Raw genomic sequence first — 12,643 nt, 5'->3', positions numbered from 1 at the left:
GGCACGGGCACGGGGGTGTCGCCGTGAGCGCCGCGGACCGGCACGCACTGGTCCTGGGGGCGACCGGGTTCGTCGGACGCCACCTGGTTCTCGCACTCGGCCGGGCCGGCGTCCGGGTGAGCACGGCCAGCCGGAGCCACGAGTCCTTCCGGAGGCTCGCCCACTGGCTCGCCGAGCACGGGCACGACGAACCCCCGGCGGACCTGCGGGTCGATTTCACCGGGCCGTCGCCGATCGAGGGCGAGTGCGACGGTGTGACGGAGATCTACAACTGCGCCGGCGCCTACCGGTTCGGCATGCCGGCGGACGAGGCCCGCCGTGCCAACGTCGGGAGTGTCCGCGCGGTCGTCGCCTTCGCGGCGCGGCTGCCGCGTCTGCGCCGCCTCGTCCACGTCTCGGGATACCGCGTGGGCGGACAGGATCCCCGTCCCTGGACCGAGGAACGGCGGCGGGAGGCCTACCGCACTCTGGGCGCGTACGAGGCGTCCAAGGCGGAGGCGGACGCCGTCTTCCAGGCCGAGGCGGAGCGGCTGGGCGTGCCCTGGTCGATCGTCAACCCCGCCAGCGTGATCGGCGACAGCGCCACCGGCGAGGCCGGTCAGTATCTCGGGCTCGCGACGACCCTGCGCGACCTCTGGCAGGGCGGTCTCCCGGCGATTCCCGGGGACGCGCGGACGTTCGTGCCCGTCGTGGCGGTCGACTATCTCGCCCGGTTCATGACCCTGCTGCCGGTCGACGGGACCGCCGAGCGCGCCTCCTACTGGCTGCTGGACGACGAGACGCCCGCGCTGCCCGGCCTGCTCGCGCTCGTCGCGGAGCACTACCGGGTCAAGGCGCCCCGTGTGCGGGTTCCGGTGGCACTGGTCAAGCGCCTGCCCCGCCGGCTCACGAAGGCCGATCCCGAGACGCTGACGTTCCTGTCGGGCGACCGCTATCCCACCGGTTCGGCGCGGGCCTTCGCCGCCCGTCACGGGCTGGTCATGCCGGACACCGTCACGACGATCCGCCGCTGGGCCGACGACCTGGCGGCGAGCCGCTTCGGGGACGCTCCGGCCCGCGGCAGGCGGTTCACCCACCCGGGCGGGGTACGGACGTTCGAGACCGGCGAACCGGGCGCGCCCACGGTGGTGCTGCCGGGACTGCCGGTCAACGCCGACACATGGGCGCCGGTCGTCGCGGCGATGGGCCGCGCCCGCGCCGCCGACCTGCCGGGGCTCGGAATGAGCGCGGGACACCACGACGACTGGCCGTCGTGGCTGGCCGCCCTCGTGACCGAGACCGGCGCGCGTCACCTGATCGGTCACTCCATCGGCGCCGCGGCCGCGGTCGAGGCGGCGGCCGCCCATCCCGGCGCGGTGGACCGGCTCACGCTCGTGGCGCCGTTCTTCCTCCAGGCACGCCCCGCTCCCATCCCCCGGCTCCTGGCCCGCCGGTACCTCGGCCGGGTGTCCTCCCACGCGCTGGCCGAGCGGCTCACGGGGGATCCGGCCCACGCGCCCGCCCTCGAATCGAGCGTGGCGGATCTGCGCCGCGGCGCAGCCGCCACCGCCGCCCGCCTCCTGGCGGCCACGGCGTCACCGCGGTGGCGGGCGAGGCTGCGGGCCGAGCTGGCGCGGTACCCCGGGCACGTGCACGTCGTCGTGGGCTCCCACGACCCGCTCAGCCCGGAAGGACGAGCCTTCGCCGACGCTCTTCCACGGGCCACCGTGACGGTCGTCGACGGCGCGGGCCACCACCCCCAGCTGACGCACCCGGAGGAGGTGGCCCGAGCCGCTGCCTGGAACGCCTCCCCCGGCGCGTCCGCCGTTCCGCCCGTGAGACCGCTCAGCCCGTGAGACCACTCAGCCCTTGATGCCGCTCAGCACGATCCCCCGGGTGAAGTAGCGCTGGAAGGCGAGGAAGAAGGCGATCGACGGCAGGGAGGCGAGCATGCCGCCCGCCATGATCGCCCCCTGGTGCTGCGCGCCCGTGAAGTAGGAGTTGAGTCGGGCCAGCGCGACAGGGATGTTCGCCATCTCGTCGCTCTGCACGATGATCAGCGGCCAGAGGAAGTTGTTCCACTCCGCGAGCACGATGAAGATCGACATCGCGGCGAGGGCCGGGCGCAGCAGCGGCAGCACGATCCGCCACCAGATGCGCCACTCTCCGGCGCCGTCGACCCGGGCGGCCTGGATGAGCTCGTCCGGGATCGAGTGGAGGAACTGCACCAGGAAGAACAGCACGAACGCCTTGGCCAGCGCCGGGACGATGTAGCCCTGGTAGGTGTCCAGCCAGCCCAGGTTGCGCATGATGACGTAGTTCGGCACCAGGGTGGTCTGCCAGGGCACCATCATCGAGGCGACGATCAGCAGGAAGATGAGCCGTCGCCCCGGCACGCGGTGCTTGGTGATCACGTACGCCGCCAGCGAGGCGATCAGCAGCGACCCGGCCGTGATCGCGACGGTGATCACCAGACTGTTGAACATGAAACGGGCGAACCCGAAGTCCACCTGGAACCGCTGGAAGATGCCCTGGAGGTGGCCCGGGTTGACCCGGGCGGGGGAGTAGCCGGGGTCGTAGAAGTTGCTCAGCGTGGGATGCTCGGGCACGAACGACGGGGGTTGCCGGTTCAACTCCGTCACCGGCTTGAACACCGTGATCAGCATCCAGTAGAACGGCGCGACCATGGTGAGCGACAGCAGGTAGAACGGCAGGCGCAGCAGGTGGTTCCGCCAGGTGGTGCGCGCCCCGGCAGGCGCCCGCCGGGGCGCGGCGGGGCCGGTGACGATCGGTGCGGTCGTGGGGGCGACGGCCATCACAGCTCCTTCAGGGCGCGGCCGATGCGGAGGTTGACCATGCTGAGGGCGAAGATGATCAGGAAGAGCACCCACGCGATCGCCGATGCGTAACCGAGCTTGAAATGCGTGAAGCCCTGGTCGTAGAGGTAGGGCACGATCATCAGGCCGGAGTCGAGCACACCGCCGATGTTGTTGGTGCCCCGGAACACGATGTAGACGGCTTCGAAGACCTGGAAGGCCCCGATGAGACCGGTCACGACCACGTAGGTGGTGACCGGGCGCAGCAGCGGCAGCGTCACCCGGCGGAACTGCTGCCAGGTGCCGGCGCCGTCGATGCGGGCCGCCTCGTAGTACTCCTGCGGGATCGTGTTGAGCCCGGCGACGTACAGGACCATGCCGTAGCCCATCCCGCCCCACACCGACATGAGCACGAGGATCGGGATCGTGAGCCCGGGGGTGGCCAGCCATTCGACGGCCCTGCCGCCGAACCAGCTCGCGACGGTGTTGGCCAGGCCGAAGTCGCCCGGATTGAAAATCCACTTCCAGAGCAGCATGAGCGCGATCGACGAGGTCACCGAGGGCAGGAAGAAGATCGTCCGCATGATGCGATGGGGCCAGCTCGATCCGCTGAAGGCCAGCGCGAGGCCGAGCGACAGCAGTGTGCCGATCCCGACGGACGCCACGACGTACAGGAACGTGTTGCCGAGGGCGTGCCGGAACCGGTCGTCGTCGAACAATAGATGCCGGAAGTTCTCCAGCCCCTCGAACTCCGGGGCGTTCACGCCGTCGAACTTCGTGAAGCTGAGGTAGAGCGAGTTGGCCAGCGGCCAGACCAGGAAACCGGCGAACAGGCCGAGGAACGGCAGCAGCATCAGGTAGGAGGTGCCGTAGCGGCGCCATCGTCGCCGGGGCGCGGCGGCGTGAATTGCCATGTCGTCTCCAGTCGGGTCGTTTCCAGTCGGAGGGAAACCGTGGGCGGACCCGGGCCGGTGAGAGGTCAGGTGTCACCGGCCCGGGCGGGTGTGGAGGACGGAAGCCGCGGCCGGTGAGGGGTCAGGCGTCACCGGCGAGCCACGGCCGTCCCGGCTATCCGGCGTTGCGCTCCATGACCTTGGCGGCCTCGGCCAGGGCCGTCTTCACGTCGGCCTTGCCGAGGATCGCGGCCTGGAACTGCTTGGCCACGTCGGACGCGCTCTCGTCCCAGCCGGGACACCCGGGCGCCGCCGCGCCGGTCTTGATGATCTCCGCGAACACCGCGGAGTGCTCCGGCGTGAACGGGGAGTCGGCGACCTTGTCCGGGCGGGGCGGGACGTAGGCGACGTTGCGGGCCTTCGACTCCGCCGTCACCGCGTCGACGGCCTCGTCGGTGTAGAGGTACTTGACGAAGTCCGCCGCCTGCTGGATGTGCTTGCTGTAGGAGGTGACCCCGACGGCCCGGCCGCCGATGAAGGCCGTGGGCGCCGCCGGGCCGGCCGGCAGGGGGGCGATCGCCCACTTGCCCTTCAGCTCGGGCTTGCTGGTGTCGATGGCGAGGGCGTTCCAGTTGCCGCCGTAGACCATCGCGGTGCCCGTGCCCAGCGCGTCGGAGGTGGTGATCGTGTCGGTGGGCGCGCCGTACTTGCGGTGCAGGTCGATCCAGTACGACAGCGCCCGCTCGGCCTGCGGGGTGTTCAGCGAGGGCTTGCAGTCCGGCGTGTAGAAGCTGCCGCCGGCCTGGTAGAGGAAGTTGAAGTAGCCGATCCAGTCGAGGTTGCCCCAGTCGATGCTGAACGGCGTCTTGACCCCCGACTTCTTGAGCTGCTCGATGTCGGCGGTCAGCTCGTCCCAGGTCTTGGGCGGCTCCTTGATGCCCGCCTTGTCCAGCAGGTCGGTCCGGTAGTAGAGCGCCTCGGTGGACATGTCGAGCGGAATGCCGTAAATGGTGCCGTCGGGGGAGACGGCCGACTTCCACTGGGCGGGCTGCGCCTGGGCCTGGAGTTGCTCGACGCCGTATTTGCGCAGGTCCACCATGCCGCCGCGCAGGCCGAACTGGATGGTCCAGGTCATGCCGCCGGAGATGATGTCGGGCCCGCTGCGGCTGGTCGAGGCCGCGAGCAGCTTGGCGTACGCGTCGTCCCAGGCGAGCGTCTGCACCTTGATCGTCACATTGGGGTGCGACTTCGTGTACAGGTCGGCGGCCTTCTGGAAGGCCGCGCTCTCGTCGTCGCCCCCGGTGGACCACCACGTGATGGCGGCGGGGGCGTTCGCGTCCGCCTGCTTGGTCTCCGACGTGCCGCTTGTCGCGCAGCCGGCGCCGAGGGCGGCGATCAGGGCGGCGCAGGTGGCCGCCGTCGTTCGTCGCATGAACGTCTCCGATCTCTACGGAAAGTGATCGACTGACATGTCGTGCCCCCCGAGAGGCGGCCCGCCGCGAGACCGTGCCGGTGCGGCGCACCCCCGCTTCGAATTGGTGCAGAGTCCAGCACTAAACCGGATTAGTTTCAAGGGGGTGTTTCATTCCGTCAATGCGGACATCGCGCCGTTATGGGGGCTTACTTGCAGGTCAGAAGTGTTCTCGGCAATAGAGAGAGCAGTGGTGTACCGCCCTTAACCGGGTCAGAGGTCTGAAACAAGGCACTTGTGTACCCTTGCGGCGTAACCCGAGCCAGGCCGATCACCCACGGGAGTTCCCCATGTTCGTCGACATGCCTCTCGACCAGTTGCGCGCGTACCTGCCCGAGCGCCGGGAGCCCGCCGATTTCGACGCCTTCTGGGACCGCACACTGGCCGAGGCCCGTGCGCACGGCCTGAACCCCGTCTTCGAGCCGTACGAGGCCGAACTCGCGCTGATGGACGTGGCCGACGTGACGTTCGCGGGGTTCGGCGGGCATCCGATAAAGGGATGGTTCGTCGCGCCGGCGGGCGCGCCGGGGCCGCTGCCGTGTGTGGTGGAGTTCATCGGGTACGGCGGCGGCCGGGGCCGGCCGCACGACTGGCTGCTGTGGCCGGCCGCCGGATACGCGACGTTCGTGATGGACACCCGCGGACAGGGCGGCACCTGGCGCTCCGGCGACACTCCCGACCCCGTCGGCGGCAACGGCGCGCAGATCCCCGGCAAGCTCACCCAGGGCGTGTTCGACCGGGACGACTACTACTACCGGCGGCTCTACACCGACGTCGTACGCGCGATCGAGGCGGCCAGGTCGCACCCCCGCGTGGACGCCGATCGCGTCGTGGTGACCGGCGGCAGCCAGGGCGGCGGCATGGCGCTGGCCGCCGCCGCGCTCGTGCCGGACCTCGCCTACGCGTTCGTCAACGTGCCATTCATGTGCGACATCCGGCGCGCGGTCGAGATCACCGACGAGGACCCGTACGGCGAGCTGGGCCGGTTCTGCGGCATCCACAGGACCCGGGTCGAGGAGATCTTCGCGACCCTCGACTACTTCGACGGCCTGCACTTCGCGGCACGGGCCCGTACGCCCGCCCGGTTCTCCGTCGCCCTGCGCGACGGCGTCACCCCGCCCTCGACCGTGTTCGGGGCGTACAACCACTACGCGGGACCCAAGGACATCACGGTCTGGCCGTTCAACGGCCATGAGGGCGGTGAGTCGCAGCAGGCGCTCGAGCAGCTGAGACTGGCCAGGAAGATTCTCGGCTGAGCCCGATCTCGCGGGGTCCGATCTCAGAGGGCTCGATCTCGCAGGGTGGACGCGGGGCGCGGCCGCCCGCCCCCGCGACTACCCTGGGGCCCGATACCCTGGACACGACTTAGGCCCACGACCCGAGAGAGACCATGAAGACCTTCGAAGAGCTGTACGCCGAGCTGGCAGAGAAGGCGCGCACCAGGCCCGCGGGGTCCGGCACCGTGGCCGCCCTGGACGCCGGCGTCCATGCCATCGGCAAGAAGGTCGTGGAGGAGGCCGCGGAGAGCTGGATGGCGGCCGAGCACGAGTCGGCGGACCGGGCGGCCGAGGAGATCTCCCAGCTGCTCTACCACGTCCAGGTGCTGATGCTGGCTCGCGGGATCGGGCTGGACGAGGTCTACAAGCATCTGTAGCCGCCGCGGCGGCCCCGGATCTCGACCACCTCGCTCCGCTTGAAAGGATCTCCCACTCATGCTGCGCATCGCCGTACCGAACAAGGGCGCGCTCTCCGAGGCCGCCCAGACCATGCTCAAGGAGGCGGGCTACCGCCAGCGCAGGGACAGCAAGGAGCTCGTGGTCGTCGACTCCGACAACTCCTGCGAGCTGTTCTTCCTGCGCCCCCGCGACATCGCGGTCTACGTCGGCGAGGGCACCCTGGACGCCGGGATCACCGGGCGCGACATGCTCTTCGACTCCGGCGCCCCCGCCGAGGAGATCATGCCGCTCGGCTTCGGCCGGTCGACGTTCCGCTTCGCGTCCACGCCCGGCGCCTACTCGGGCGTCGCCGGTCTGTCCGGCCTGCGCATCGCCACTTCGTACGCCGGGCTGCTCGGCAAGTACCTCGCCGACCAGGGGGTGGACGCCCGGGTCATCAAACTCGACGGCGCGGTCGAGACGGCGATAAGGCTCGGCGTCGCCGACGCGGTCGCGGACGTGGTGGAGACCGGCACGACGCTGCGCAACGTCGGCCTGGAGGTGTTCGGGGAGCCGATCGCGCACTCCGAGGCCATTTTGATCAAGCGGGCCGGGGCCCCAGAGGCCAACGGGTTCCAGCAGCTCATCCGCCGCCTGCAGGGCGTGCTCGTGGCCCGCGACTTCGTGATGATCGACTATGACATCCGGGCCGAGCGCATCGACGAGGCCATCGCCATCACCCCGGGCATGGAGGGGCCGACCGTCTCCCCGCTGCACCGCGAGGGATGGGTGGCCGTACGGGCGATGGTCCGGCGCAAGGGCCACCAGCAGGTGATGGACCAGCTCTGGGACCTCGGCGCGAAGGCGATCCTGGTCACCGACATCTACGCCTGCCGCCTCTGACCTCCCCGGCGGCGCCCGCGGCTCAGGGGCCCGGCGCCGGCAGGCGCTCGATCGCGATCATGACGGTGTCGTCGTCGGGCCGGCCGTCCACGTGGAGGAACAGGTGCTCGCGGATCCGTTCGACGAGGGTGTCGACGTCGTCGCCGGCCCGTTCGCCCAGGCGTGCGGGGAGATCGAAGAACTCGCCGGTACGGTCGCGGGCCTCGATGACGCCGTCGGTGTACAGCAGGAGGACGTCGCCGGGTCCGAAGGGGTAGGTAGCCGGCCGGGGTTCGGACGCCTTCAGCAGTTCGAGCCCCAACGGGGGACCGACCTGGTCGGGCTGCAGGGTCAGCACGCGGTTCCCGCGGAGGAGGAGCGGCGGCGGGTGGCCGCAGGCGATCACGTTCACCGTCGGTTCGGTGTCCGGGATCTCGACGACGGCCGCGGTGACGAAGCACTCCTGGACGTCCGGATCGGTCTCGGCGCGCTCAGTGAGGTTCTGGCAGATGCTGGTCTCCATCCGCGTGATCAACGTGGAGAGGCTCAGATGGCGGTGTGACGCCTCGCGGAAAGCGCAGAGCGACGCCGCCGCGTCATTGATCGCGGCCAGTCCCTTTCCCCGCACGTCACCGATCAGAAGACGGGTGACGTTGTCCGCCCGAGCGGCCGCGTACAGATCACCACCGATTTTCGCCTCAGCGGCCGCGGCCAGATAGATCGACGCGATGCGCAAGGGGCCGACCCGCCGGGGCAGCGGTCGCAGCAGGACGCGCTGGGTGATCTCGGAGATCGACCGCACCTGGTGGAGCACAGCCTGGTGCCGTTCGTGGATCGCGCGGAAGACGACCACGACGGCCGTTACCGCGAACAGGGCGATCATCTCGACGTGGTGTTCGAAGCGTCCAAGGACGCCCTGTCCCAGGCCGTCCACCACTTCGGCGGCCATGGCCAGCGCCCCGATGACCGCGGTGCACCACGGGCCGGCGAACGACGCGGTGAGTGCGGGGGCGACGACGAGCAGCGGCCCCAGGTGAACGCTCCTCGGAAGCGCGAGGTCGAGGGCCGTGATGATCACAATGAGCCCGAGCGGGATCACCACCAGGAAATGGCTCGCCTGGAGAACCCGGCGGAGACCTCGGAAGGTCGCCATACGGCGCATCTCTCCTGGTTATCACGCTGCGGACATCGTCCGGCAGCCAGGGCCGGATGTCGCGGAGAAGGAAAGCCGGCTGCGCGGGCGGGCAGAGGTCCGGCGGTCCGGCGGCTCGGCGGATGACAAATGTCATCGCGAAGGACGGAGACGCGGCACTGATGGCCGGACCCGCCCGATCCTTACCGTGAGGGCATGAACGCCATCGCCTTCACCGACGTGACCAAGAGATACGGGGACGTGCTCGCGGTCGACGGTCTCGACCTCGAGGTCCCGGCCGGCGCCACGGTCGCCCTCCTCGGGCCGAACGGGGCCGGCAAGTCCACCTCGATCAACATGCTGCTCGGCCTGCTGCGGCCCACGTCCGGCGAGATCCGGATCTTCGGCGAGCGGCCGGAGACGGCGGTCGCCAACGGCGAGATCGGCGCGATGCTCCAGGAGGGCACGCTGATCCCCGAGCTGACCGTCACCGAGACCGTGGAGTTCGTCCGCAGGCTCTATCCGAACCCGCTGCCGCTGCAGGAGATCCTCCGGCTCGCCGACCTCACCGAGATCGCCCGCCGCCGGGCCGACCGGCTGTCGGGCGGGCAGACCCAGCGGGTCCGCTTCGCGCTGGCGATCGCGGGCGGGCCGAGGCTGCTGCTGCTCGACGAGCCGACCGCGGCCATGGACGTCGAGTCCCGCCGTACGTTCTGGGACAACATGCGGGCGTACGCCGCGCAGGGCCGCACGATCCTGTTCGCCACGCACTACCTGGAGGAGGCCGACGAGAACGCCGACCGGGTCGTCGTGATCGCGCGCGGCCGGGTCGTCGCCGACGGCAGCGCCGCCGAGATCAAGGCCGGGGCCGCCGACCAGGCGGTGAGCTTCCTGCTCGGCGAGCAGCCGGTCGCCGGGCTCGACGCGCTGCCGGGGACGACCGGAGTGGAACTCCAGGGCGGCCGCGTCACGCTGCGCACGACCGACCTCGACGCCACCGTCGCCGCGCTGTATCGCAAGACCACCCTCGACATCCGCGACCTCCAGCTCCACGGGGCCGACCTGGAGGACGCCTTCCTCGCACTCACCAAGGAGGCCTGACGATGCGTCACTACATCAAGGTCGAAATGCTGCGCATGGTGCGCAACAAGCGCTACATAATCTTCGTGATCGCCTTCCCCGTCGGGTTCTACCTCCTCTACTCCAACCTCTGGGGGGCGGAGTCCGACCAGGCGACCGGGCTGCGGGGCAGCGTCCTGCTCATGGTCTCGATGGCCGCGTACGGCGCGCTGGCCGCCTCCATCATGTCGACGGCCGTGCCCTGGTCGCAGGAGCGGCACAGCGGCTGGCTGCGGCAGCTCCAGATCACCCCGCTGCCGGGCCGGGCGATCATCTTGACGAAGCTGGTCTCCTCGTTGCTGCTGGTCCTGCCGTCGCTGCTGCTGGTCGGCCTGGCCGCGGTGCTGACCCAGCACGTGTCGCTGTCACCGCTGCAGTGGGTGGATCTGATCCTGGTGATGTGGGCGGGCACGATCCCCTTCGCGGCGCTGGGCCTGGCGATCGGATCCCTGCTGCCGCCCGACACCGCGCAGCCCGTCGCGATGATCGGCATGTTCGGGCTGGCCCTGCTCGGCGGGCTCTGGTTCCCCGAGAGCATGATGCCCGCGGCCATGAAGAGCATCGCCCACGTGACCCCGTCGTACGACTACGCGCGCATCGGCTGGCGGATCGCGGCGGGCGAGGCCCCGCACGCGGCCGACGCGGCCGGCATCCTCGCCTGGGGGGTGGCCCTGGTGGCGCTGGCCCTCGTCGCCTACCGTCGTGCGACGGTGCGCGCCTGACAGAACAGCGCGACAGTGCGCGCGCCTGAAGGAACAGCGCAGCGGTGCGCGCCTGACATCCACCATGTTCGGAGGGACAGCGGGATGAGCCGGTTGGCCAACGTGTTCACCTTCGGCGGGATCGACGAGCGTCCCTCCCGCCTGAGGCGCCTGATGGGCATGTCGCTGGGTCTGATCTACCTCTTCTACCCGGTGTCCGAGGTGGCCGACGGCACGGTGAGCGGCGCGCGGGCGGTCTGGTGGATGGTCTCGCTCGCGGTCTTCGTGGCCGTCTACCTGGCAATCGTGCTGGGGCCGCGCGATTTCAACCACCACCCCCGGTGGATGTTCCCCCTGCTCGGCGTCGTGACGACGATGGCGGCCGTCTTCCCGTTGATCTTCCGGAGCCCTTCCTGGCTGACCCTGTCGGTCTACATGGTGGTCGTCTACGCGATGGGCCTGCCGCCCCGCCGCGCCCTGCTGGGGATCGCGGCGATGGCCGGGCTCGTCGTCGCCGAGGGCAAGGTCATGGGCGCCGACAACGGCACGGTGTGGGCGCTCGTGCTGCAGATCATCACGCTCGGCGTGCTGTTCGTGAGCGTCCGCAACACCCGCGTCCTCGTCGTCCAGCTCAGGCAGGCGCAGAGCGAGGTCGCCAGGCTGGCCGCCACGGAGGAGCGGCTGCGGATCGCCCGCGACCTGCACGACCTGCTGGGACACAGCCTTTCGCTCATCGTGCTCAAGAGCGAGCTGGCCCGCCGCCTGGGCGAGCAGGGCTCGCCGAAGGCCGCCGGAGAGGTGGCGGACATCGAGTCGGTGGCGCGGCAGGCGCTGGCCGAGGTGCGCGAAGCCGTCAGCGAATATCGCCGGCGCCGCCTGTCGGAGGAGATCGACGGCGCCAGGTCGGCGCTGGGCGCCGCCGACATCGCCCTCACCGTGCGCACCCGCGGCACCCCGCTGCCCGGGGACCTCGACGGCCTGTTCGCCTGGGCCGTGCGCGAGGCCACCACCAACGTCGTGCGGCATTCCGGGGCCACCCGCTGCGAGATCGACGTGTCGTACGGCGAGGAGGGTGCGGTGCTGGAGATCGCCGACAACGGCGGCGGTGCGTACGAGCCGGGCAACGGCCTCACCGGGCTCGGCGAGAGGGTGCGCGCGGCGGGCGGGAGCCTGGAGGTCGAGGCCGGCAAGCACGGGTTCAGGGTGCGGGTGGCGGTTCCGCCGCCCCTGGACCGTACGGCCGAAATGATCGCGGATAGGTTGGGCCAGTGATCAGGGTCGTGCTGGCGGAGGACCAGAGCATGGTGCGGGGAGCGCTCGCCTCCCTGCTCGGCCTGGAGCCCGACATCGAGGTGGTCGGAGAGGCGGCGGACGGCGACGAGGTGATCGGCGTCGCCGAGGCGACCAGGCCGGACGTCGCGCTGCTCGACATCGAGATGCCCGGCAGGGACGGGATCTCCGCCGCCGAGGAGCTGCGCCGGCGGGTCCCCGAATGCCGGATCGTGATCCTCACGACTTTCGGCAGGCCCGGCTACCTGCGCCGGGCGATGGAGGCGGGGGCGGTGGCCTTCCTGGTGAAGGACAGCCCCGCGAGCGAACTGGCCGCCGCGATCAGGCGGGTGCTGCGGGGCGAGCGCGTGATCGATCCGGGGCTGGCCGCCGCCGCGCTCAGCGCCGGGCCGAACCCGCTGTCGCCGCGCGAGCGCGACGTGCTGTCCGCCGCCGCGGACGGCTCGACCATCAACGACATCGCGCTGAAGCTGCACCTGTCGGAGGGCACCGTGCGCAACTATCTGTCGGCGGCCATCCACAAGACGGGCGCGCGCAACCGCATCGAGGCCGTCCAGAAGGCCCGCACACAGGGCTGGCTCTGAAACGGGCCGTCCGGCCACACGGCGATCCCGGCGGGCGCATCGGCGGCCCCCGGGCGCGCGGCCGGCCGGGCGGGCACGGGCCGCCCCGGGGCGGCACAAGGCGGCGGGCGCAGCGTGCGGT

General features: G+C 70.7%; 12 protein-coding genes. 8 read left to right on the top strand and 4 right to left on the bottom strand.

The window, feature by feature from the left end:
- Positions 1-23: 23 nt before the first annotated feature.
- Positions 24-1,835, top strand: coding sequence for an alpha/beta fold hydrolase (locus ACQPZZ_RS24335; protein ID WP_432922402.1), 1,812 nt, complete (start codon positions 24-26; stop codon positions 1,833-1,835).
- Between the two features lie 6 nt (positions 1,836-1,841).
- Here the strand turns inward: ACQPZZ_RS24335 and ACQPZZ_RS24330 are convergent, their stop codons facing one another.
- The 3 genes from ACQPZZ_RS24330 to ACQPZZ_RS24320 all read right to left on the bottom strand — a co-directional run bounded on the left by ACQPZZ_RS24330 (position 1,842) and on the right by ACQPZZ_RS24320 (position 5,120).
- A complete protein-coding gene (locus ACQPZZ_RS24330) occupies positions 1,842-2,795 on the bottom strand; it encodes a carbohydrate ABC transporter permease (protein ID WP_432922399.1) in 954 nt (317 codons plus the stop codon).
- Positions 2,795-3,709 carry a carbohydrate ABC transporter permease gene (locus ACQPZZ_RS24325; protein ID WP_363641114.1) on the bottom strand — a complete coding sequence of 305 codons (915 nt, stop codon included), beginning with the start codon at positions 3,707-3,709 and terminating at the stop codon, positions 2,795-2,797. Before ACQPZZ_RS24325 ends, ACQPZZ_RS24330 begins: the two co-directional genes overlap by 1 nt.
- Positions 3,710-3,863: 154 nt before the next feature.
- Positions 3,864-5,120, bottom strand: a complete 1,257-nt coding sequence (locus ACQPZZ_RS24320; RefSeq protein WP_432922396.1) for an extracellular solute-binding protein — start codon at positions 5,118-5,120, stop codon at positions 3,864-3,866.
- A gap of 329 nt (positions 5,121-5,449) precedes the next feature.
- On the opposite strand from ACQPZZ_RS24320, the gene ACQPZZ_RS24315 reads away from it, so the two are divergent.
- From ACQPZZ_RS24315 to hisG, 3 genes are all read left to right on the top strand, one after another.
- Positions 5,450-6,415 carry an acetylxylan esterase gene (locus ACQPZZ_RS24315; RefSeq protein ID WP_432922393.1) on the top strand — a complete coding sequence of 322 codons (966 nt, stop codon included), beginning with the start codon at positions 5,450-5,452 and terminating at the stop codon, positions 6,413-6,415.
- Between the two features lie 134 nt (positions 6,416-6,549).
- Positions 6,550-6,813, top strand: coding sequence for a phosphoribosyl-ATP diphosphatase (locus ACQPZZ_RS24310; protein ID WP_030507281.1), 264 nt, complete (start codon positions 6,550-6,552; stop codon positions 6,811-6,813).
- A gap of 58 nt (positions 6,814-6,871) precedes the next feature.
- Positions 6,872-7,717 (top strand): ATP phosphoribosyltransferase, encoded by an 846-nt coding sequence (hisG, locus tag ACQPZZ_RS24305; RefSeq protein WP_363641121.1) that lies wholly within the window; start codon positions 6,872-6,874, stop codon positions 7,715-7,717.
- 22 nt (positions 7,718-7,739) lie between these two features.
- Here hisG and ACQPZZ_RS24300 read toward each other — a convergent pair whose 3' ends face one another.
- On the bottom strand, positions 7,740-8,849 hold the full coding sequence (locus ACQPZZ_RS24300; RefSeq protein ID WP_432922389.1) for a PP2C family protein-serine/threonine phosphatase: 1,110 nt from the start codon (positions 8,847-8,849) through the stop codon (positions 7,740-7,742).
- 195 nt (positions 8,850-9,044) lie between these two features.
- Between ACQPZZ_RS24300 and ACQPZZ_RS24295 the strand changes: the two genes are divergently transcribed.
- From ACQPZZ_RS24295 to ACQPZZ_RS24280, 4 genes are all read left to right on the top strand, one after another.
- Entirely contained in the window at positions 9,045-9,929 is an 885-nt protein-coding gene (locus ACQPZZ_RS24295) for an ABC transporter ATP-binding protein (RefSeq protein ID WP_432922386.1), read from the top strand.
- Positions 9,930-9,931: 2 nt separating this feature from the next.
- Positions 9,932-10,669: an ABC transporter permease gene (locus ACQPZZ_RS24290; protein ID WP_432922383.1), complete on the top strand. Its 738-nt coding sequence runs from the start codon at positions 9,932-9,934 to the stop codon at positions 10,667-10,669.
- Between the two features lie 84 nt (positions 10,670-10,753).
- Positions 10,754-11,920 (top strand): sensor histidine kinase, encoded by a 1,167-nt coding sequence (locus ACQPZZ_RS24285; RefSeq protein ID WP_432922380.1) that lies wholly within the window; start codon positions 10,754-10,756, stop codon positions 11,918-11,920.
- Positions 11,917-12,522, top strand: coding sequence for a response regulator transcription factor (locus ACQPZZ_RS24280; RefSeq protein ID WP_432922377.1), 606 nt, complete (start codon positions 11,917-11,919; stop codon positions 12,520-12,522). The genes ACQPZZ_RS24285 and ACQPZZ_RS24280 overlap by 4 nt, the downstream gene beginning before the upstream one ends.
- The last annotated feature ends 121 nt before the right edge of the window (positions 12,523-12,643 follow it).

The organism is Microbispora sp. CA-135349, from assembly GCF_050947365.1.
Lineage (GTDB): Bacteria > Actinomycetota > Actinomycetes > Streptosporangiales > Streptosporangiaceae > Microbispora.
This window is presented reverse-complemented; position numbering and strand designations above follow the sequence as displayed.